Source organism: Acinetobacter sp. ANC 5600, assembly GCF_002018395.1.
Classification (GTDB): Bacteria; Pseudomonadota; Gammaproteobacteria; order Pseudomonadales; family Moraxellaceae; genus Acinetobacter; species Acinetobacter amyesii.
In genome coordinates this window covers 482125-503747 of the sequence record NZ_MVKW01000002.1, presented here as the reverse complement: position 1 = coordinate 503747, position 21623 = coordinate 482125, and the positions used below count along the sequence as shown (strand labels likewise).

At 41.7% G+C, this 21623-nt stretch carries 20 protein-coding genes; 10 read left to right on the top strand and 10 right to left on the bottom strand.

All coding sequences use genetic code 11. The features are described 5' to 3' along the window. Positions 1-91: 91 nt before the first annotated feature. From truA to asd, 5 genes are all read right to left on the bottom strand, one after another. Complete coding sequence (gene truA / locus B1201_RS06210) at positions 92-889, bottom strand: tRNA pseudouridine(38-40) synthase TruA (RefSeq protein ID WP_078189716.1); 798 nt, start codon at positions 887-889, stop codon at positions 92-94. A gap of 16 nt (positions 890-905) precedes the next feature. Next, the gene (locus B1201_RS06205; protein WP_078192873.1) at positions 906-1868 is read right to left on the bottom strand and encodes an asparaginase domain-containing protein; all 963 of its coding nucleotides are present in this window, start codon (positions 1866-1868) and stop codon (positions 906-908) included. 49 nt (positions 1869-1917) lie between these two features. After that, positions 1918-3213, bottom strand: a complete 1296-nt coding sequence (locus tag B1201_RS06200) for a hypothetical protein (RefSeq protein WP_078192752.1) — start codon at positions 3211-3213, stop codon at positions 1918-1920. A gap of 75 nt (positions 3214-3288) precedes the next feature. After that, positions 3289-4710, bottom strand: a complete 1422-nt coding sequence (locus B1201_RS06195; RefSeq protein ID WP_078192751.1) for a hypothetical protein — start codon at positions 4708-4710, stop codon at positions 3289-3291. 143 nt (positions 4711-4853) lie between these two features. Next, positions 4854-5972, bottom strand: a complete 1119-nt coding sequence (gene asd / locus B1201_RS06190; RefSeq protein ID WP_078192750.1) for an aspartate-semialdehyde dehydrogenase — start codon at positions 5970-5972, stop codon at positions 4854-4856. A gap of 185 nt (positions 5973-6157) precedes the next feature. Here asd and B1201_RS06185 point away from each other — a divergent pair, with 185 nt between their 5' ends. Beyond that, positions 6158-7285, top strand: coding sequence for an endonuclease/exonuclease/phosphatase family protein (locus tag B1201_RS06185; RefSeq protein WP_078192749.1), 1128 nt, complete (start codon positions 6158-6160; stop codon positions 7283-7285). A gap of 370 nt (positions 7286-7655) precedes the next feature. After that, complete coding sequence (locus B1201_RS06180; RefSeq protein ID WP_228144755.1) at positions 7656-7961, top strand: hypothetical protein; 306 nt, start codon at positions 7656-7658, stop codon at positions 7959-7961. A gap of 138 nt (positions 7962-8099) precedes the next feature. Here B1201_RS06180 and B1201_RS06175 read toward each other — a convergent pair whose 3' ends face one another. The 4 genes from B1201_RS06175 to B1201_RS06160 all read right to left on the bottom strand — a co-directional run bounded on the left by B1201_RS06175 (position 8100) and on the right by B1201_RS06160 (position 13120). Continuing rightward, positions 8100-9212 carry a glycosyltransferase family 4 protein gene (locus B1201_RS06175; RefSeq protein WP_078192747.1) on the bottom strand — a complete coding sequence of 371 codons (1113 nt, stop codon included), beginning with the start codon at positions 9210-9212 and terminating at the stop codon, positions 8100-8102. A 32-nt stretch (positions 9213-9244) separates the two neighbouring features. Continuing rightward, positions 9245-10180 carry an LpxL/LpxP family Kdo(2)-lipid IV(A) lauroyl/palmitoleoyl acyltransferase gene (gene lpxL, locus B1201_RS06170; protein WP_078192746.1) on the bottom strand — a complete coding sequence of 312 codons (936 nt, stop codon included), beginning with the start codon at positions 10178-10180 and terminating at the stop codon, positions 9245-9247. 88 nt (positions 10181-10268) lie between these two features. Further along, complete coding sequence (locus B1201_RS06165; protein WP_078192745.1) at positions 10269-11030, bottom strand: 3-oxoacyl-ACP reductase; 762 nt, start codon at positions 11028-11030, stop codon at positions 10269-10271. 185 nt (positions 11031-11215) lie between these two features. After that, complete coding sequence (locus B1201_RS06160; RefSeq protein WP_078192744.1) at positions 11216-13120, bottom strand: ATP-binding cassette domain-containing protein; 1905 nt, start codon at positions 13118-13120, stop codon at positions 11216-11218. A gap of 34 nt (positions 13121-13154) precedes the next feature. On the opposite strand from B1201_RS06160, the gene B1201_RS06155 reads away from it, so the two are divergent. The 8 genes from B1201_RS06155 to B1201_RS06120 all read left to right on the top strand — a co-directional run bounded on the left by B1201_RS06155 (position 13155) and on the right by B1201_RS06120 (position 21075). Continuing rightward, positions 13155-13400, top strand: a complete 246-nt coding sequence (locus B1201_RS06155; RefSeq protein ID WP_078189840.1) for a SlyX family protein — start codon at positions 13155-13157, stop codon at positions 13398-13400. Positions 13401-13532: 132 nt separating this feature from the next. After that, the gene (locus B1201_RS06150) at positions 13533-14534 is read left to right on the top strand and encodes a hypothetical protein (RefSeq protein ID WP_078192743.1); all 1002 of its coding nucleotides are present in this window, start codon (positions 13533-13535) and stop codon (positions 14532-14534) included. 25 nt (positions 14535-14559) lie between these two features. Beyond that, the gene (locus tag B1201_RS06145) at positions 14560-15531 is read left to right on the top strand and encodes a PIN domain-containing protein (protein ID WP_078192742.1); all 972 of its coding nucleotides are present in this window, start codon (positions 14560-14562) and stop codon (positions 15529-15531) included. A 61-nt stretch (positions 15532-15592) separates the two neighbouring features. Continuing rightward, positions 15593-16042: a hypothetical protein gene (locus tag B1201_RS06140; RefSeq protein WP_078189705.1), complete on the top strand. Its 450-nt coding sequence runs from the start codon at positions 15593-15595 to the stop codon at positions 16040-16042. Positions 16043-16080: 38 nt separating this feature from the next. Then, positions 16081-18723: a type I DNA topoisomerase gene (gene topA, locus B1201_RS06135; RefSeq protein ID WP_078192741.1), complete on the top strand. Its 2643-nt coding sequence runs from the start codon at positions 16081-16083 to the stop codon at positions 18721-18723. A gap of 90 nt (positions 18724-18813) precedes the next feature. Continuing rightward, the gene (locus B1201_RS06130; protein ID WP_078192740.1) at positions 18814-19617 is read left to right on the top strand and encodes an NYN domain-containing protein; all 804 of its coding nucleotides are present in this window, start codon (positions 18814-18816) and stop codon (positions 19615-19617) included. Positions 19618-19620: 3 nt separating this feature from the next. After that, entirely contained in the window at positions 19621-20376 is a 756-nt protein-coding gene (locus B1201_RS06125; protein ID WP_078192739.1) for a hypothetical protein, read from the top strand. 126 nt (positions 20377-20502) lie between these two features. Next, a complete protein-coding gene (locus B1201_RS06120) occupies positions 20503-21075 on the top strand; it encodes an HdeD family acid-resistance protein (RefSeq protein ID WP_078192738.1) in 573 nt (190 codons plus the stop codon). Between the two features lie 77 nt (positions 21076-21152). Here the strand turns inward: B1201_RS06120 and B1201_RS06115 are convergent, their stop codons facing one another. Then, positions 21153-21602 (bottom strand): carboxymuconolactone decarboxylase family protein, encoded by a 450-nt coding sequence (locus B1201_RS06115; protein ID WP_078192737.1) that lies wholly within the window; start codon positions 21600-21602, stop codon positions 21153-21155. Positions 21603-21623 lie beyond the last annotated feature (21 nt).

Here is a 21623-nt window from a genome sequence, read left to right as displayed (position 1 = left end):
CCCTTTTTCAAAGGGGGATTTTCATATTTAGAATCTGGCAATGGCGGAAATGAAACACCCTCTCTGTGAAAGTGAGGTTGGGAGGGATTGTTTATTCAGGCATATTTAGCCAATGTGGTCCTAACGGAACTTGAGGAAGTTCAAACTGAGCTGGATAGTCTGCATGGATAAAATATAGTCCATCGGGTGGTGCGGTGACACCTGCTGCTTTACGATCTTCAGCAGCAAAAATATCGTCAATATGGTCAACGTCATACATACCTTGCCCAATTTCCAATAAACAGCCCATGATGTTACGCACCATGTGATGTAAAAAACCATCGGCCTGAATATCTAGGACCAAGTAGCATCCGTGTTGGATCAGTCGGCAATGGCTGACATGACGAACAGGCTGATTGGACTGACAGGCTGCGGCACGGAAGCTTTCGAAATTATGAGTGCCTTCAAATTTGGCCGCGGCACGTTGCATTTTTAGCACATCTAGCTTGGCATAAACATGGGTCACTTGCTTATGTAATAAAGCTGGACGTTGTGGATTGTTATAGACCACATAGCGATAACGACGTGCTTGCGCTTTAAAGCGGGCATGGAAGTCCTGATCCATTTCCTTAATCCATTGGATGGAAATATCACGGGGTAATTGGCTATTACTGCCCATTAACCATCCACGAATGGGACGAATCGCCTGAGTATCGAAATGTGCCACCATATTGGTTGCATGGACGCCGGCATCTGTTCGGCCAGCGCCATGCAACATAATTGGCTCATTGGCCACTTTGCTGAGGACGGTTTCAATGGTTTCTTGCACGCTTGGTACGCCCGGTTGCTGAGTTTGCCAGCCCTTGTATTGCATGCCACAAAACTCAATCCCAATCGCAAAACGTTGCATAGTTACCTCAAATGACTTAATCGTTCCAATGCGCAGTCCAGTCTGCGGCACTGCCGTATTGTAAATACATTTTCAAGCATTTGGCATAAAGATCTGCATGACCCAAACAATTGCTCAGTAATATTCCACTGTCTTTGACCCAGTCACTCACAGCATAGCGCTGATCTATACCGCCATGAACAACCTGTGTACTTAAGATAATTTTGCAATTTTTTTGTTGTATGGCTTTCAATACATTGAGTAATTCAGCATCAACGGCAATATTGCCTGTACCAAAACCTTGCAAAATTAAAACATCTGGCGTGTGTGTAAGCAGGGTGGCTAAATTTTGACTGTGTAGATCAGTTGCTATCGGTTGCCACATCCAATTCAGGCAATTGAAATGAGCTGCTTTGTCTAAATCATTGGCTTGAACAATATACGGCGATGTCAGCATTGAAAGTGGTTGTGTGGCTGGCAGTCCATCAAAGGCTTTCAGATCAGTTGTATGTACTTTTAGTGCGGATTGAGCATGCATCAGTTGATGATGAAAGGCCAAATAAACCCCAACACTCGATTGGTGTACCGATTCCAATGCAAAATTTAAATTGTCGATGGCATCGGTAAATTCACGGGTGTTGTCACCAGCCACATTAAACAGCGGATATTGGCTGCCTGTAAGCACGATATGAGCAGACTGTGCCATAAAGTGTGCAAGTACTGCGCTGGCATAGCTAAGCGTGTCTGTGCCATGAATAATCACGAAATGCTGAAATTGTTGTAATTGTAAACTTTGAATTTGTTGGATCAGTGCCAGCCAGTCGGGCGCCGTACAGGCACTACTGTCACGAATGACAGGTGCAACAAAACATTCAATGTTAAGGTGTAGTGGCAGCACATGCTGTAATTTAGGTAAAAACACATTCGCTGGCATGGGGCTTAAAGGTTCACCGATACAACCGAAAGTACCACCCATATAAATAAGAGCAATTTTTTTCATCATAAAAAAAGCAGCCTTGAAAGACTGCTTTAGTTTAAATCGCTTTTGCTTAAGATGCGATTTGATTCAGTAACTGATCTGCTTGTTGACGTTGAGCTGAAGAAAACTCAGCCTCTTTTTCAGTTAAAATTTCACGTGCAGCGTCATAAGCACCTAGTTTGATGTATTGCGCTGCCAATTCAAGATTCAATTCAATTTCATTGACTTCAACCAGTTCAGGGAAAGATTGAACCAATGGATCGTTTTGGTCTGTAGCAGATGGGGTTGACGGTGTGCTTAAACCGCTAATGTCAAAACTCACACCACTTGAAGCAGGGGCTGCAGGTTTAACTTCAGGCGTAGACTCTAAGTTAAACTCTGTTGCAGGAGCGACAACCGCGTCTTCTGTTTTTGCTGTTTCAAAAGCACCTAAGTCAAAGTTTAAGGTTGGGGCTTCAACTTTGTTTTCTTCTACAACCGATGTTTCTGTTGTAAATGAAAAATCTAAAGGTTCGATTTTTTCTTCTACAGTTTCTGTTTTAGTTTCAGCCGCAGCTTCAGTGCTTGGGGCAAAGTCCATTGCAAAATCAATTGGTTTGATTTCTTCAACGGCAGGAGATGGCTGAGCAATCTCTTCGGTTTTCGGTGTTGCTTCAAGTGCAGGCTCTGGTGAAATTGAAAGCGTGTCAAATTCAAGCGGCTGTATTTTTTCAGCAGGAGTATTTTCAACTGGGGTAGAAATATCTGCTTTTGCAGGGGGTTCAGTGGTGAAATTAAACTCTAGAGGCTTTTGTTCTTCAGAGATTGGTTTAGTTGGCGCTGAATTCATGAGCGCATCAAAATCTGAGGTATTGTTTGTAATTTTAGGAGTTGATGATGTAGAAGAATGATGAATCGCAATATTTTCATCAACATGTGAATTTTCAAACTCTACTTTTTTTGCTTCAGCTTGTTCTAAAATTTCATCGAGTTCAAGTGAACGAATATGGCTCAGCAATTGGCTGATGGCAAATTCGTCTTTTTGTAAAATGTGAATATCTAATAGATATAGATATAACTCATGTAGCGAGTTGTCACGTTTTAACGATTGATTAATTTGCGCTTCAGCAGAAAAGAAATTACGTTCTGCAATTAATTTTTCAATTTTGCCACGAGCATCGGTCGTTAATGGCGTCATTGATTTTTTTTCAATGACACTGTTTTCAACCACTTGAGTTTTCTTCGGAGTCGCTTTAGCTGAAACACCCGTTTTCTTGGTTTTAGTGGATGTTGGTTTGGCTTTATCTGATTCTTGATCTTTTTGGCGTTTGTTTAAAAAAACCAATACGATCACTAAGATCACTAATGGAATCACATAAATCAGCATGTTTTAACCCCTTGGAGATAGAGCGATATAAAGTTGCACTCATCTCTATAAAATCTTGATTGGTAACGTTTTAGTTTATTGGCTTCTTTTATCTGCTTGTTGAGCTTTCAACTGTTGTTGCAGTTGAGCAAGACGAGCATTTAATAATTGAATTCTGTGATCCTTTTGATTTAGCGCCAATTCTAATTGAGTTACGTTTCTCTGTAATTTAACGGTTTTTTCACGAGATGTCATAACTTTTAATGACAACTCTTTCGAAGTTTTATTCTTTTCTGCCGCACTGTTGGCAGAAGATTGTGCCGAATCTTGCGCTTTCTCTGCAACCAGACTCATTTCAGCTTGATTCAAACGGTATTTGGTTTTGCCTGACTGCTTCGAAGGCACTTTGGCAAGTTCTGCCGCAGAGACTTTTACAGGCTGTTTTGCTTGCTGCATACCATGCAGATTTAATGCCGCACCACGGCGCAGACGGTTTACGTCGCCCTGAATGAATGCATGTTCGTTGCTGTTTTTAATCTGTTGCATGACTTCAGAGACAGGGCGGTTTTGTTCTGTCGCAATACGTGAGGCAATCCCCCAAAGGCTTTCATTTGAGCGAACCACATATTTTGCCGCAGGTGTTGCTGTTGATGCAGCTGCAGTACTTGTTGGTTTTGGTGTAGATGCTGTTTGAGTTGTCGTTGTTGGATTTTCACGTTTTTGTGCTGCCTGCTCCGCAGCAAATTTTTGTGCCAATGGGTCTTGAGACCTTGCAGTTGATGCGGTTTCAGCTTGTGTAGCTTGCATTTCTGAACTGACAGAGCCGGTCGAATTGGTTTTTGTAACTTGCGAAATTGATGTTTCAGAACTAGATGAAGTACTTGTGCTATTTTGCTCCGCAGGTGCAACGCTATAATTTTGCACATGCGTGACTGGTTCAATCGCAACAGGCGTTGACGTTGCTAATTTGGGCGGTGCTTTGGTACTGAGTAATAAGGGTTGTTCTACAGCTACAGGTGCTTGTGCGGTGTAGAGTGTGCTAACAGGTAAATTTAGGGCAATTTCTTTTTCATTTACAATAACGACAGGTGCTAAAGCACGCTCATTGGCGGTTTGATTCGCATTCGATGTGGTTGGATTGCGTTTTAATGGGGTACGAATTTGTTGCAGGCGTGAAGCATTCCCTTCTTTAATATTAACAATAAAATTAAGCTCAGCATCGGTCACTGGACGCGAAGAGGTAATGGTAATTACCCCATTGCCCGCACCATCACGACGCGTAAAGAAGTTTAAATGCCCCGGTGGTTGATGCCCTGTACCCATACTCAACAAATCTTCTGCCGTGGCTAAACTTGCATCGAGCGGCACAGATGTATTTGAGTGGCGAAAATGAATCTCAGCGTACAGCAATTCCCCGGGTGCTGACTGGACTTGTACAGGATCAATGCTGATCGCTTGAATGTTTTGAGATGCAATAACGGCTAAAATGGCGATCTTTAATTTGTTATATACGGTCATCTTAATCTTTAGCTCGAATATATGTCGCATGGCGAAAATTATAGATTAGCGAGTTGTCAAAGAATTGTAAAATATTTACACGACAGTTACATAAAAAAGCCGATCAATTGTGATCGGCTTCCTGTTCAGAGACTTAAAAATGCTTAAGCATTTTTATAATCAATGAGAATTCTTAGCATACGACGTAAAGGTTCAGCAGCACCCCAAAGCAATTGGTCACCTACAGTGAATGCACCTAGGTATTCTTTACCCATGTTGAGCTTACGGAGACGACCAACTGGAACAGACAAGGTGCCTGTTACAGCAACAGGAGTCAAATCAGTCATTGACGCTTCACGGGTATTTGGAACCACTTTAGACCAATCGTTGGCACTTGCGATAATATCTTCGATTTCATCCAGTGGAACATCTTTACGAAGTTTTAAACTCAATGCTTGTGAGTGACAACGCATTGCACCAATACGGACACAGTGTCCATCGATTGGAACGATTTGCTGGTTGCCTAAGATCTTGTTGGTTTCAACTTGACCTTTCCATTCTTCTTTCGACTGACCGCTTTCAAGCTGTTTGTCGATATAAGGAATGAGAGAACCTGCTAAAGGCACACCGAAGTTCGCAGATGGGAAACCTTCACCGCGTTGTAGGGCTGCAATTTTAGAGTCGATATCTAAAATTGGAGAACGTGGGTCATCTAGCAAATCTTTGGTATTGTTGTACAAGTAGCCCATACCTGAAATCAGTTCACGCATGTTTTGCGCGCCTGCACCAGATGCCGCTTGATATGTCATAGACGTTGCCCATTCCACTAAATTATTTTGGAATAGACCGCCTAAACCCATTAACATTAATGAAACGGTACAGTTACCGCCCACGAATGTTTTTGTACCTTTTACTAAGCCGTCTTTGATTACGTTCATGTTTACTGGGTCAAGTACGATGATTGCTTCATCGTCCATACGTAAAGTCGATGCAGCATCGATCCAGTAACCATTCCAATTTTCAGCTTTAAGCTTAGGGAAAACTTCAGTCGTATAATCGCCACCTTGGCAGGTGATAATGACATCCATTTGCTTCAGACTATCAATGTCCGTTGCATCCATAAGTGCTGGGGCAGTCTTACCACCAAACGCAGGGGCTTCACCACCTGCATTACTGGTAGAAAAGTAAAACGGTTCGAAATGAGCGAAATCGTTTTCTTCAACCATACGTTGCATAAGGACGGAACCAACCATCCCGCGCCAACCGACCAGACCTACTTTCATGTCACTTTGCCTCGGTGCGTTAAAAAAATAAAAAGGGGGTTCGAGTGTACCAAAAGGGCGCATAACTGCAAGCGCTACATAATGAAAACACCAATAATATTGTGCAATATATCTTGTTTATGTTACATGCAAAACTGATATAAATTTATGAATCAATAAAAAATAAAGAATATAAGGGAGGCGTAATGATTTGGATTGAAATACTGGCGGGCTTCGTCATTTGGTTGACATTTTGGTCACTCATACCACGAGATGAATGGTGGTTTCGTGGTGCAGATTTTCCGCGTCTGCAAATCTTGGCTTTGGGCATATTTGCCTTCATAGGCTTAATTTTATGGAATGCTGAATGGGACTTGGCGCGTGAAATCATTTTAATTGGGTTGATTGCTGCCTTGGCATATCAATTAAAAATGGTTTTGCCTTATACCTTTATTTGGAAAAAACAAGTCAAAAAAGTTCGTTCAGACCAGTTAGATAAACAGAAACAAATTTCAATCATTGTCTCAAATGTACTTACGCCGAATACTCAATATCACTTATTATTGGCACAAATACAAAAGCATCAACCTGACTTAGTACTCACGCTAGAAACAGATCAAACTTGGCAAAATGAATTGGCAGTGATTGAAGCTGATTATCCTTATCGCGTACCCGTACCTTTGGATAATTTGTATGGGATGCATTTGTATAGCAAGTTAGAACTTAGTGAAACTGAAGTCAAATTTATTCTCAGTGATGAAATTCCTTCGATCCATACCCGAGTCACCTTAGCATCAGGAAATCAGGTTCAACTGTATTGTTTACATCCCAAACCGCCAAGTCCAACAGAAGCCAAAGATTCAACTTTACGCGATGCAGAATTGCTGATTGTGGGCGATCAGATTAAAGATTTAGATGAAAGTTGCATCGTTATGGGGGACCTGAATGATGTGGCATGGTCACGTACTACACGACTCTTTCAACGAATCAGTGGGCTTTTAGATCCACGTGTTGGACGGCATTTCGTAAATACCTTTCATGCCAATTATCCACTGCTGCGTTGGTCGCTCGACCATATTTTTCATAGTACAGATTTTGCATTGGTACACATGGAACGCTTGCCCAATATCGGTTCAGACCATTTTCCAGTCTATGTGGTGCTGCAAACAGGCAGGGTATTTGAGCAAATCCAAGAAGAATTAGCGCAAACAGATGAAGATGAACAAGAAGCGCAAGAGGCAATTCAGGAGGGTATAGAAAAAGCTGAGAAAGAGGAGAAGATTGTGACTGATGAAATCGCCCATGATTATAAGGATGGTACGAAGGCACCTTGATTTTGTTTGATTTAAGAGAAAAGTGTAAGAAATAGCTTACACAGCTTTCGGCTTCTGACGAATGGTCAGGTCAAGTGTATTGACTTATTCTTTGTTCATCGGCACATGGAACTGGGAAAGGAACATCCCACTAAGGAAGACGAAGCCGATGGAAGCATCACGGAACGGATGCAGGAAAGGAAAGCCAATAAAAAATAAAAAGAATACTTGTGAAAGCACAACCTCATAGACCCGAGTTTTGCAGGATGCAGAACTCGGGTTTTGCTTTTGTGATATAGATTTTTTGCTTTTCTTTTGATCAATTTCTTTATACAGTGTGCCAAGAAAAAAACGATGAATTTCCAATAAAAATATAGGTATGAGACGTTCTATGCTGTCCGAATGGCACCAAAAAATATTGCAGATTACACACTTATCCACCGATGCACTTTCCATTTACCTTGGCTTAATACTGTTCTTTTTTGTGGCCTTTTGCCATCACCGCCAATTGAAATCACCTTATGCGATTTGGACTGTTGTGGTCGTCGCAGTGGGATTGGAATTGTTTAATGCACGCCATGATATTTTAGATAGAGGCTTTTGGCGTATAGGGCAAAGTTTGAAACATATTCTAAATGTCATGTTGTTGCCGCTGATCCTTTGGTTGATGGCCCGATACCGTGTATGGAAGGGTTGAATCACCATTGAGTCGTTCATAATAAAAAAGGATATTGTGCATTTCACAATATCCTTTCTAGATGCTGATCTAGTTGCCGAATTAAAAAGATTTCCCGAGCTTCATCCTGCACAGCAAAGATCTATGGCGTGTAGTCAATCAAGCTGAATGCTGAGAGACCACTTGCGTATACAACTCCAAAGTCTGATCACACATCTCTTTTAAACTAAACATGCTGATAGGCTGCACGTGTTGTGGTTGGTCTAAATGCAACTTTAAGGTGTCGAGTAATTGTGTTTCATCATCGACAGTGACTAAACCTTGCGGATAGACATTGGATAAAATTTCAGCTACACCACCACGGTTCCAACCAATCACAGGTGTACCTACAGACAGTGCTTCGAGTACAGTCCGTCCAAAGGTTTCCGCTTGGCTCGACAAAGATAAAACCAAATCGCTAAAAGCTAACCATTCACGGATATCTGAACGATGACCGACAAAAGTAATCCGATCACTCAGCCCTTTAGCCGCAATACTGTCTTGCATTTCTTGTAAATAAGCCGCTTTTTTCGGATCTGCACCACCGACCACCACCGCATGTACGTCGGGATACTGTGTTTGTAGCTGTTCCATTAAATGGATCAGGGTTTCATGACCTTTCAAACGGGTGATACGGCCTGGTAAGCAAATCAGACGCTTATTTTCTAGTTCAGGGAAATCTTTTAGGGTTTGATTGAGCCAGTGTGCTGAGGGTTGATAACCATGTGGAAAAGCAGCGGGGTCAATGCCACGATAAATACGCACAATGTCCTTGGTAGGACAGTTTTTGTAGTTGTCCGTGATGTATTTGACAACACTATCCGAGACCGCAATGACTTTTTCAGCCTGCGTCATGATTTGACTATAGCGATTAATCGAATAAAAACCATGTACAGTTGAAATCAGGTGAGGTCGCTTGTTTGCAGGAATCCCTTTGAGGGCAAAATGCGTGAGCCACGCAGGGACACGTGAGCGCACATGCACTATGTCTGGTTGATGTTGCTCAATCAGTTTACGTAGAGGACGAATTTGCCATAAGCTTGATAAGGCTTTTTTATGGATTGCGAGCGTGAGGTGAGTTGAACCTTCAGCTTCCAATTGAGTTACCATGCGACCACCATTTGAAACCACTAAGGACTCATGACCGGCGGTCACTAAAGCACGAGCTATTTCTAAGGTTCCTCGCTCGACACCACCACTGTTCAATTCAGGTAAAAGCTGCATTACTTTCATAGCATTTCTCTTTTTTATGTGCTGAGTTGAACTCAATAGATTTTGTCATAGCCTTGTGGGCGGGTTTTAAAGCGGCGATGGAACCACATGTATTGTGTCGGTGCGATTCGTAGCTGATTTTCAATAATTTTATTGGTTCGAACAGCATCCGAAACTTCATCTTCACTCGGAAAATTATCCAAAGCAGGTTCAATCAGCACATGATATTGAGGGTTGCTGATGTCGCCATCGCGATAAAAATACAACGGGATCGCCTCGGCTTTAGCAATTTTTAATAAGCGACGATGTGCAGTAACAGTGGCTGCTGGAGTACCAAAAAATGGTGCCATAACCCCTTGTTTTAAACCAAAGTCTTGATCGGGACTGTACCAAATGGCATGGCCATTTTTCAGATTGCGAATCAAGCCACGCATATCGTCATGGTCGATTTGGTTGGCATAGATGGTGGCACGGCAACGCACAATCAACATATCCAACAGCGGATTATTTTGCGGACGATAAACCACATCCGGCTCAAAGAACTGTGCGCATAAGTAGCCACCAGCATCGAGCAGGGTAGAATGTGTGCCGAGGAGTAAAATACCTTTGCCTTCAGCTTGTGCATTTTGAATATGTTCTAAGCCTTCAATTTGCACCCGATTTTTGAACCACTGCGGACTGTACCATGCATTTAAAGTTTCAAAAATGCCAATCATTTGGTCGATAAAAACCTGTCGTGCATTGGCCTCAACCTGTTCTGCTGTCCATTCAGGAAAGCAAACTTCCAAGTTGCGAATCGTGGTTTTACGACGTGATTTGAGATTTTTAAATGCGACAGAACCGAGGAATTGTCCAAGGCGATACTGAACTGCCCAAGGAAGAATCGCCAAAATCATAAGAAATACAATCCCTATCCATATTCCCCAATACTGAGGAAGTAAGAAAGACCATTGGAATTTTCCGGGTTGATATGTTGGCTTTTGACTCATAGGGCTAAATCAAAGATTAAAAAATAGGGGTTCAGTTTAGCATGAAGCTGAATTGAAAGAGAAAGTTCAAACTCATGCTGCGCTAGACTTAACCTTTGACTAAACCGCCATCGACAATCAAATTCTGCCCGGTGACTGCACGTGAGTAAGGGGACAAGAACATCATGATGGCCGCCGCAAATTCTTCAGGTGTGGTCACTGTGCGTAAAGGTGTCGATGCTGCGATTAAATCAAACACGGCATCGGGCGTCGCTTTACTGGCATCGGTGCTTTGTAATAAGCCACCTGAAAGCATATTCACATTAATCCCAAACTCACCCAGCTCATGTGCCGCTGTGCGGGTGAAGGCCAACAAAGCTGCCTTTGCTGCAGTGTAGTCGTGGTAAGGCACGACAGGGTTTTGTACCAGGTTGGTACCAATATTGACAATGCGACCAAAACCCTGTGCTTTCATCTTGGGAAGCGCCGCTTGCGTGGTGTTGAGAGCAGCAACGACTGCTCCATCAAATTGTTGCTGTAAGTGCTGTGCGGTCAGTTCTTCCATTTTAGGACGGGCATCGCCATTAAATTGAAAATGGATGAGGGCATTATTTACGACAGAGGTGATCGCGGTACCAAAATGTGCTTCTGCTGCGGCAAAAAGCTGTTCTACTTGAGCTTTATCTGTGACATCTGCTTGATAGGCAAACACTTGCTGAGGAAATGCGGTCGCCAACTGTTCTGCCGCAGTTTGACTGGATAGATAGTTCACGACCACGCGTGCCCCTTCAGCTATTAAAGTTTGGCTAATTGCCAAACCGAGGCCACGTGCGCCTCCTGTAACCAAGACAATTTGATCTGAAATTTGCATGCTCGTGACTCAATCTTATATTGAACGTCACCATAGCAAGCTTTTCACATTTGCGGAATCGTCTTTACAGACGCTGTATGCTCCAATTTGAAACAGCGTCATTTAGGTTAGCCATCCAGTCGAGTCATATGACATAAAAAAGCCGTATCGAAATACGGCTTTTTCTGTGTGGAATATTTGTAGATTTAGCCTTTAGCGAGCGTTTCTAGCTCATCTAAACGTTCCATTTTTTCCAACATTTCGTCATCAATTTCAGCAAGACGCTGTGATGCTTTGGTGGCAGCATCGGCGTCAGTCATAAACCAAGAACCGTCGGCTAATTTTTCAGACAATTCAGCTTGCTCTTGTTCCAATGCTTCAATTTCAGTCGGCAGTTGTTCTAAAGCACGTTGGTCTTTATAGCTGAGCTTGACTTTTTTAGGCACCGCAGCGGCAGCCGCTGCTTCGGCTTTAGCCATGGCTTTTTTCACATCGCTTTTTTGATCCACGACAGTTTGGTCAGGACGCTGTTCCAAATAGTCTTGGTAACCTCCGATGTATTCATCGATTTGACCTTTACCATCAAATACCCAAGTCGAAGTCACCACGTTGTCCATAAAGGCACGGTCATGCGAAATCAGTAACAGTGTGCCTTTGTAAGCGCTGAGCATTTCTTCCAACAGTTCAAGCGTCACCATATCCAAGTCGTTGGTCGGTTCGTCCATCACGATAAGGTTCGATGGTTTTAGTAGAAGCTTAGCCAACAGAATACGGTTACGCTCACCCCCAGACAGTGCTTTAACAGGTGTACGTGCACGTTCTGGAGAGAATAAGAAGTCTTGTAAATAACTGTAGATGTGACGACGGCTACCGTTTACATCGACATGGTCTGAGCCTTCAGAGACGTTATCTTTCACTGATTTTTCAAGATCAAGTGCATTTCGAAGCTGATCAAAGTAAGCAACTTCAAGCTGTGTACCTGTTTTTACTGTACCAGTATGTTCTTGCTCACCCAAAATAGCTTTGATAAGAGTGGTTTTACCCACACCGTTGTCACCGACTAAGCCGATACGGTCACCACGTAATACCAGTGCCGAGAAGTCTTTGATGATTGGTGCGCTGTTGCCAAATTGCACAGCTAAGTTTTCAATTTCAAAGACCACTTTACCTGAGCGCTGCGCATCTTGCGTTGCCATGCTCACTTTGCCTTGTTGTGAACGACGTGCTTTAGACTCTTCACGCAACGCTTTTAAGGCACGAACACGACCTTCGTTACGGGTACGACGCGCTTTAATGCCCTGACGAATCCACACTTCTTCTTCAGCGAGTTTTTTATCGAATAGCGCATTTTGCTTTTCTTCCGCTTCCATTTGCTGAGCTTTAAGTTCGAGGTAACGTGAATAGTTACCTTCATAGCTACGCAAAATGCCGCGGTCAAGTTCCACAATACGGGTTGCGATGCTATCGACAAATGAACGGTCATGCGAAATAAACAACAGGGTTAAGTTGTTTTGATCGAGTAAGAATTTTTCGAGCCATTCAATACTTTCAACGTCCAAATGGTTGGTTGGTTCGTCGAGTAGCAATACATCGGGCTGCGTTAAGAGAGCACGTGCCAATAGAACACGACGCTTACGACCACCAGACAAATCTGCAAGGTCAGCTTCTGGGTCTAGGCCCATTTTACTGAGGATGGCATTCACTTTAGTTTCAAGTGACCAGCCATCCATTTGATCCATCTGATGTTGTAGGTTACCCATGCGCTCACAGGCGTCCATATCGCCGAGTACGCAGGCTTCGCTGGCTTCATGATAAGCACGTAATACAGTTGCAGCTTCACCTGCACCATCGGCAACAATATCAGCAACTTTGCCCGAATCCATGGGTACATCTTGAGCAAGCATTGAAATCGTAATGCCATTTTGCAATGAAACTTCACCGCCATCTGGCAATAAAGTTCCCTCAATCAGTTTAAGTAAAGTAGACTTACCTTCACCATTACGACCGATTAGACACACTCGCTCGCCACGTTCTAAACTGAAGTTCGCGCCGTCGAGTAGGGAAGGTCCGCCAAATGCAAGCTGGACGTCCCTTAAAGTAATATAGGCCATAATGTTTCCTGAAATCTTATATGAGGAGTGTAAATTGACTACACAACAAAATCTTGATGAACAGGCGTCATTTTCCGCACCCATTGAAGATTTGCAAGTCCGAATTGCATTTTTAGATGATTTAGTTGACCAACTGAATGATCAAGTTGCGCGTCAAAACGCCGAAATCGCTGATTTAAAGAAACAAATGCAGATGTTGTATCGTCGTATTGAATCGGCAGATTTATCTGAAGGCATCGCGGCATTTGACCCGATGACCAACCGCCCACCGCATTATTAATGTCGATTTTGAATGACAGGCAGATGACGAATCAGCGCCAAAGCTGTGGATTGGTGTAAATTTATTTGACCTTTTGCAGCGTGACAGGTCTAATGCACCGCATCTGCTGATCGAAACCCATTATTTCATCTCATGAGTCAAAAAGTTGTCCTGCTAGATTTGGAAAATAACCCGCCCACAGCAAATCTATTGCGCAATATCATTGAGCATTACAGTACTTTGTATGTGTTTAGCTGCAGCGGAAAATTTGAATATGCACTTGAAGATTTGACTGAAATTGCAGGGTGGATTGCGAGTGGTCAATTGGTGGTTTTGGATATTCCAGAAACGCCGCAAAAAGAATTTGAATATGCGGTGATTGTGGGGCAACTGATGGCCTTGATGTATCTAGATTCGCATATTGAAGTCATTTCAGCAATGTCTAATATTGAATTACTGATGGAACAATTGGATGGCTCTGGACTCAGTGCACATCTCATTCAAATTCAGTCAGAACAAGAAGTTTCACATAAAGTGAAGTATAAGATTCCTGACCTAGAAACCATTCGGAATAAACCTGATTTATTACTGATTAAACACTATTGTGATGGTCTGGAAAAACTCAGTGGCAAACCCAACAGTTTGGATAAACTGAAAAATTCACTGATGAATATTTTGCAAGTCTCTAGCGAAAAAGCTCAGCATTTGGTCGGTATGTTGATCAATCTAAAAATCGTCAAACGCTTTGATGAGCAGATTTCGATTCGAAAAAAAGTACTCAAACAATGGGTGCAGCTAGATTTAAATGCGACTGCTGAAACAGCATTGCCCATCAAAACAGACCTGAACGCATTTACTGCTTCACTCGAAAAACAAACCTCAAATACTGATGATACGGCGTCGATGATTCAGGCTGCACAGCAAGGCTTATTTAAAAATTTCAATAAGATTGATCCTGTGCAAATGGAAGTGATCCGAAAATTGCATGAATTAAAATCAGATAAACCAAAAGATATCTACGCCTTACGTGATTTATTGGAGCAAATGTTCCCACAATCTGACGTTCGATTATTACTTAAAGAGTTGATCGAAAAAGGATATATCTATTGGAATGGTCACGAAGTCCTGTATAGCCACGAGATGTTCCTGAATTAATATAAAATAATTAAATGGGTGAGCTATGAAAAAAATATTATTACTTGATATTGAAAATTTGCATAAAACTGAAAATGAGTTGCTAACTTATTTAAAGCAATACTCATCTATTTATTTAGTTTACGCCAAGTCTCCAATAAGTTTTAGCTTGGATGGTTTGGTTAAGCTCTCTCCATTTATTATGAATGGCAAACTAAAAGTATTAAAAATGCCAAAGATTGGGAAGGATGCAGCTGATTTTGGACTAACATTTATTGCAGGCCAACTTTCTACACAAGTTTCGGCTAAGGAATTTAGTTTTGATGTTATGTCTAATGATCATTCCATGGGGTATGTTGTTGATTTATTAAAAATAGCTAAATTTGAAGCTAAAATTATTCATGAAAAGCCGCTAGTTTCTGCTCATGTAATTAACGAAGTGAAAGCTGAGCAAAATGTGGGTGAGCTAATTTTTCAATATTGTGAATATTTAACAAAAAATGCAGCTAGACCTGCAAAGTTAGAAAGTTTATTAAACTCACTTAAAGCTATACTTAAAGTGAGTGATGATGTTGCCAAGGTTTTAGTTGAGTTATTAAAAAAACACAAAATTATCCGCTTGGATAATAGTAAAATATTTTATCAAGATCCAAGTTTGCAGAAGTTTTTGAAATCAAATAAACAAACTGCTGAAACTGCTGAAACTGCTGAAACTGCTGAAACTGCTGAAACTGCTGAAACTGCTGAAACTGCTGAAACTGCTGAAACTGCTGAAACTGCTGAAACTATTGAGCAAAAATTGATTGAGATAAGAAATAAATTACTCGCTCATATGGATGTAAATAACCATACTCCTCCTAAATCTTTAAGTGGTTTTACTAGTATTTTAAAGAGATGTTTGCCTGAAGATGATGTTATTAACTCATTAGAATTATTGAGGAAATATAGATTGATAGAGGTTAATAGTAAACGGCAAGTTAGTTATAACCCGATATTGCTAACTAATATTATTCATTAAGCATGCTTGCGTTTTATATTGCGCTTATGCAACTCTAATAAAGGAATATAAAGGTTGTGCTATGGAAAATACTGGAATCTGGGTTACCGTTTTTATTGTGGTCTTTGTACTTGGGTCGATTTTTGGACTTCGAGTAAATCCTAGAGAAAAAGCCTTGGGCATTATGCGCGAGAAGGCGCGTAAGATGGGGCTGCACCCACGTTTAGTGGCTGCACCTGCTTGGACCAAGATTCCAATGGCATCTGAAAAGCGTGCCAGTATGGTGGCGTATTACAGTGTGCTGATTCCAGATGCGCGTTTGCCTTTAATGCGTGCTTTAGTGGTCGATGACAAACTTGAACTGGTACATGGTGATGACAAGTTCAAGGATTTAGCCATTACATTAAAGGGCATTTATGCTATTGATATGCAGGCAAACTGTGTAGGACTCTATTGGAACGAAGAATCTGACTTAAGAGCCACACAGCTTGATGATATGAAAGCATTTTTACATTCATTGGCTGAACTTTAAATTTTAAAAAACCTATTAAACAGGAATGATGGTTAACTATGGCGAACGCTCCTCGGTCCACATCTAAAAGTACCACAGCAAAATCTGCCGATGCTGGGAAAAAGCGTGCGTTAGTGATTGTGGAATCGCCTGCAAAAGCGAAAACAATCAATAAATATTTGGGCTCTGATTACATCGTGAAATCATCGGTGGGTCATGTCCGTGATTTACCTACAGGCGGCTCGAGTAAAACAGCAGAGAAAAAGCCAGTAACTCGTGCAAAATTAACTGAAGCTGAAAAAGCCAAAAAAGCACAAAAAGCTTTGGTTAATCGTATGGGTGTAGACCCTGAAAATGACTGGAAGGCACAGTACGAAGTCCTACCGGGTAAAGAACATGTTGTTGCGGAACTGAAAAAGCTTGCATCGCAAGTTGACGAGGTCTATCTCGCAACGGATATGGATAGGGAAGGAGAAGCAATTGCTTGGCATTTAAAAGAAGTCATTGGCGGTGACGACTCACGTTATCAACGTGTAGTGTTCAACGAAATTACCAAAAATGCCATCCAAGAAGCGTTTAAACATCCTTCTCGCCTCGATACAGATAAAGTCAATGCTCAACAAGCCCGTCGTTTCCTCGACCGTATTGTGGGCTTTATGATCTCGCCACTCTTATGGGAAAAAATCGCCCGTGGTTTATCAGCAGGTCGTGTGCAATCTGTGGCTGTTAAACTTGTGGTTGAGCGTGAACGTGAAATTCGTGCCTTCGTTCCAGAAGAATTTTGGCAAGTTTTTGCAGATACCAAGTCGAAGAAAGACGATATCCGTTTAGAAGCGGTGAAGCAAAATGGCAAGACTTTAAAACTGCACAATAAAGCTGAAACGGATGCTTTACTGAACTTGATTAAAGATGCCGACTACACAGTTTCAGCACGTGAAGACAAACCAACTAAGGTTAATCCAAGCGCGCCTTACATCACGTCTACATTGCAACAAGCAGCGAGTACACGTTTAGGTTTTTCTGTGAAGAAAACCATGATGTTGGCACAGCGCTTATATGAAGCCGGCTTTATTACTTATATGCGTACAGACTCAACATTCTTGAGTGATGACGCTGTAAATATGGTTCGTGGTCATATTGAAACTGAGTTTGGTCAAAAATATTTACCGGCTAAACCAAATCGCTACGGCAATAAAGCTGGTGCGCAAGAAGCCCATGAAGCGATTCGTCCATCAAATGTGGCGCTAAAAGGCGATAGTTTGGTGGGTGTTGAGCGTGATGCGCAGCGTCTTTATGACCTGATCTGGCGTCAGTTTGTGGCATGTCAGATGACACCAGCGGAATATTTATCATCGACTATTTTAGTCAATGCCAATGGTGTAGAACTCAAAGCCAAAGGTCGTACCTTGGTATTCGATGGTTTCACCAAAGTTCGTGGTCAAAACAAATCGGATGATGATGTACTGTTACCTGCTGTAAAAGTCGGTGAAGTACTGAAACTTGAAAAATTAGATCCATCGCAACACTTTACTAAACCACCTGCGCGCTTCACTGAAGCATCTTTGGTCAAAGAGCTTGAGAAAAAAGGGATTGGTCGTCCATCGACGTATGCTGCGATTATCTCAACTATTCAAGACCGTGGTTATGTGAAGCTTGATAACCGTCGTTTGTTCGCTGAGAAAATGGGTGAAATCGTGACAGATCGTCTCGATGAAAACTTCAATAACTTGATGAACTATGCATTCACGGCAGATCTTGAAGGTCAGCTAGATAAAGTCGCGGATGGTGATCGTAACTGGAAAGAGTTACTCAATAGCTTCTACGGTGATTTTAAAACACGCTTAACCACAGCTCAGGGTGAAAATGGCATGCGCCGTAATTTACCTGTAGAAGTGGATGCGGTGCACTGTAAAGAATGTGACCGTCCAATGCAGATTCGTACAGGTACAACAGGCGTATTCTTAGGTTGTTCGGGTTATAACTTACCACCTAAAGAGCGTTGTAAGGGAACTTTAAACCTGACACCTGTAGAATCATTGGCTGCACTGTCTGACGATGACTCGGCAGAAACAGCAGATTTAATGTCGAAAAAACGCTGTCCAATCTGTGAAACAGCCATGGACAGCTATGTGATTGATGGCGGCCGTAAGTTGCATATCTGTGGTAATAACCCGGACTGTGCTGGTTTTGAGCTTGAAGAAGGTGAGTTCAAAATCAAAGGGTATGATGGCCCAACCATTCCGTGCGACAAATGTGATGGCGAAATGCAATTGAAGACAGGCCGTTTCGGTCCTTACTTTGCATGTAATAGCTGTGACAATACACGTAAAGTGTTGAAGAGCGGTCAGCCTGCACCTCCACGTGTAGATCCAATTAAAATGGAGCACTTACGTTCAACAAAACATGATGACTTCTTTGTCCTTCGTGATGGCGCAGCAGGTTTATTCTTAGCTGCAAGTAAGTTCCCGAAAGTACGTGAAACTCGTGCACCGAAAGTGGCTGAACTACGTTCTGTCGCAGATCAGTTGGATGCAAAATATCAGTTCATCTTGCAAGCGCCGGATGTCGATCCTGAAGGAAACCCAACATTGGTGAAATTCAGCCGTAAGAACCAAGCGCAATATATTGGTTCTGAAAATGCTGAAGGAAAACAAACCAAATGGTCTTTGGTGTACCAAGACGGTAAGTGGGTTGAGGCTTAAGCTTTAAAATCAATAAAATGCTGACTTCGGTCGGCATTTTTTATGTCAGAATTAATCAAAATTTAAATGATAAAAATGATTGGGGGAATAGTGGAAATTCAAACGAAAAAGTTTGCTGTACTCATAGATGCGGATAACTCATCGACCAATGCTATTCCATCTGTGTTGGAAGAGGTTGCAAAATATGGAATCGCAAGTGTTAAACGAGTTTATGGAGATTGGAGCAGCGAAACCTTAAAAAATTGGCGTGAAGTCTTACTTCCTCATGCAATCACACCTGTTCAGCAGTTTGCTTACACAAAGGGCAAAGATGCAACGGATATGATTTTGATCATTGATGCGATGGATTTGCTGTACGCAGGTGCATTGGATGGCTTTTGTATTGTTTCAAGCGACAGTGATTTTACCCCTTTAGCATCTAGAATTCGTGAAAATGGGCTAAGTGTTTACGGTTTTGGAAAAAAGTCGACGCCAGAGGCATTTAAAAAAGCATGTGATAAATTTATTTATGTTGAAAACTTACTGCAAGATAATGAGCTAAAAAATACTGAAGAAGATCTTATTGTTTCACCAATTAAAGAAGTCATTGAAAATACAAAAGTAAGTGAACCAAAGCCATCTGTGCAGATTAAAGAGAATACAATCACTGAAATCATTGATAAACCCACTTTAAATTTGATTTATAAAGCTGTGAAAGATAATGCGGATGAAAATGGATGGGCCAATTTAAGTATGGTTGGGCAATATATCAGCGCAGTCAAACCTGACTTTGATTCTAGAAACTACGGTCGAGCAAAATTATCTGGACTAATTAAAACGCTAAATTTGTTTGAAACAAAAATAGAAATGAGTCAAATGTATTTAAGAAAGATAAAAAAGCAGAGTACGATTTAAAATGTGGAAAAAATTCGGGTACTGTGCTTATTGCTGATTTTATTGGTTGTCGCAGTCAATGCCTATAAAGACAAAAACCAAGACTGGAGTAAACCGATCTTTGTATTGTTACATCCAATTAATGCAGATGGTCGAGAGAGCACACAAGCTTATATACAGCAGCTCTCTGTCAATGATTTAAACGATGTTCAACAATATTTACAAGCGACAGCACAGAAATATCGAGGGCAACCGACTTATGTGTATTTTAAGTTAGGTCGCGAGCTGAAAGTTTTACCTCCCAAAGTACCCAATGACGCCGGTATGTTGGACGTTATCTTATGGAGTTTGAAATTCCGCTACTATGCTTGGCAGCAGCATGAAAATGTAGATGGTGTTTCGAGTGTCACTCTCTTTCTAAATTATTACGATCCGAACCAAACCAAAGAACTTAAACATTCCACAGCCTTGGAAAATGGTCGAATTGGATCGGTGAATTTATTTGCATCGAATAAACAGACAGCGCAGAATAAAATCGTTTTAGCACATGAGTTATTACACGCTTTTGGTGCAACTGATAAGTATGATTTGGCTACAGGTCAGCCTATCTTCCCTGTCGGTTATGCAGAACCCCAACGGCAGCCTTTGTTTCCACAAAGCAAAGCTGAACTGATGGCTGGGCATATTCCTACCTCACAGACGCAAAGTAAAATGCCTGAAGATTTAGCTGATACTGTGGTGAATGACGTCACAGCGATTGAAGTGGGATGGAAAAAATAATGTGGATAAAACCTATCTTATCCACAGTCTAAGTCAGCAGTGTGGATAAGATTTGGACTTTTCTTTTATTTTTCTTCATCATGAAGTTGCATAATCCATTGAATAACGAATAATTTGAGAAAAAACATGAGAACAGTAGGCAACGATTTAATTCGCAGTCAGCTCCATGAAAACCGTAAGTGGTATCTCGGTTTAGGTGCTTTATTGGTGGTCTTCGGATTGGTCCTTTTGGTAGCCTTGCCATTTGCGACACTTACGGTGATTTATATTTTTGGTTTGCTGATGATGTTAGGTGGCGTAATTCACTTCATCGCAGCATTTAAAATTTTTGAAGGCGGCTACCGCTGGTTCTGGGCACTATTTGGTGTGTTGTATTTGGTCGCAGGCTATTATGCATTTACAACGCCTGTCAAAACGGCCATTGTCCTGACCAATTTGTTGGCGATTATTTTGATCATTGCAGGGGTCATTCGTATATTTAATGCTGTGCTATTTCGAGCATTTCAAGGTTGGGGATGGACACTATTTTCAGGGCTATTGACCTTGATTACGGGGGTGATCATTTTGATTTCGCCTGATGCGCCATTTTGGGTATTAGGATTATTCTTGGCGGTTGATATTTTATTCCAAGGGGTCAACTACCTTACTTTGGCATCTTATATTCGACGTGAAGTGCCGAAAAGCTCGGCAGAGCAGTAAGTTGCTTGCGTCTCCGATAAATAAAAAAAGAGTGCTGAGGCACTCTTTTTTTATTCACTTTTAATGTGTACAACCCGTTAAGGTTTCACGCTATAGCGGCTACTAATGGCGATACGGTTCCATGTGTTAATGACAATCGCGAGCCATTCAATCGCACTGATTTGATCATCAGTTAAAAATGGTAGGGCATCTTCATAGACGGCATCGGGAACTTGGCCTTCGGCAATCAATGTAATCGCTTCGATCAAGCTTAAAGCAGCACGTTCTTTTTCATCGTAGTACGCAGTTTCACGCCATGCATTGAGTAGGCTAATACGTTCAATGCTTTCACCTGTTTTCATTGCATCTTGTGCATGCATACGAATACAGAACGCACATTCGTTGATTTGGGATGCACGTAATTTGAGTAAATGAGCTAATCCTTCACTTAGGCCAGCCTCATTTATTTTTTGCATTGCCAGTGCATCAAGTTCTGCGACTTTTTTATATAGCTCAGGTGCAGATTGACCTAGGTTGATTCGTGACATTTCGAACCTTTCTGATGTTTT

Coding starts and splice junctions, on each gene's coding strand:
- truA (WP_078189716.1), bottom strand. CDS start 889: ATGCAACGTTTTGCGATTGGGATTGAGTTTTGTGGCATGCAATACAAG.
- B1201_RS06205 (WP_078192873.1), bottom strand. CDS start 1,868: ATGAAAAAAATTGCTCTTATTTATATGGGTGGTACTTTCGGTTGTATC.
- B1201_RS06200 (WP_078192752.1), bottom strand. CDS start 3,213: ATGCTGATTTATGTGATTCCATTAGTGATCTTAGTGATCGTATTGGTT.
- B1201_RS06195 (WP_078192751.1), bottom strand. CDS start 4,710: ATGACCGTATATAACAAATTAAAGATCGCCATTTTAGCCGTTATTGCA.
- asd (WP_078192750.1), bottom strand. CDS start 5,972: ATGAAAGTAGGTCTGGTCGGTTGGCGCGGGATGGTTGGTTCCGTCCTT.
- B1201_RS06185 (WP_078192749.1), top strand. CDS start 6,158: ATGATTTGGATTGAAATACTGGCGGGCTTCGTCATTTGGTTGACATTT.
- B1201_RS06180 (WP_228144755.1), top strand. CDS start 7,656: ATGCTGTCCGAATGGCACCAAAAAATATTGCAGATTACACACTTATCC.
- B1201_RS06175 (WP_078192747.1), bottom strand. CDS start 9,212: ATGAAAGTAATGCAGCTTTTACCTGAATTGAACAGTGGTGGTGTCGAG.
- lpxL (WP_078192746.1), bottom strand. CDS start 10,180: ATGAGTCAAAAGCCAACATATCAACCCGGAAAATTCCAATGGTCTTTC.
- B1201_RS06165 (WP_078192745.1), bottom strand. CDS start 11,030: ATGCAAATTTCAGATCAAATTGTCTTGGTTACAGGAGGCGCACGTGGC.
- B1201_RS06160 (WP_078192744.1), bottom strand. CDS start 13,120: ATGGCCTATATTACTTTAAGGGACGTCCAGCTTGCATTTGGCGGACCT.
- B1201_RS06150 (WP_078192743.1), top strand. CDS start 13,533: ATGAGTCAAAAAGTTGTCCTGCTAGATTTGGAAAATAACCCGCCCACA.
- B1201_RS06145 (WP_078192742.1), top strand. CDS start 14,560: ATGAAAAAAATATTATTACTTGATATTGAAAATTTGCATAAAACTGAA.
- B1201_RS06140 (WP_078189705.1), top strand. CDS start 15,593: ATGGAAAATACTGGAATCTGGGTTACCGTTTTTATTGTGGTCTTTGTA.
- topA (WP_078192741.1), top strand. CDS start 16,081: ATGGCGAACGCTCCTCGGTCCACATCTAAAAGTACCACAGCAAAATCT.
- B1201_RS06120 (WP_078192738.1), top strand. CDS start 20,503: ATGAGAACAGTAGGCAACGATTTAATTCGCAGTCAGCTCCATGAAAAC.
- B1201_RS06115 (WP_078192737.1), bottom strand. CDS start 21,602: ATGTCACGAATCAACCTAGGTCAATCTGCACCTGAGCTATATAAAAAA.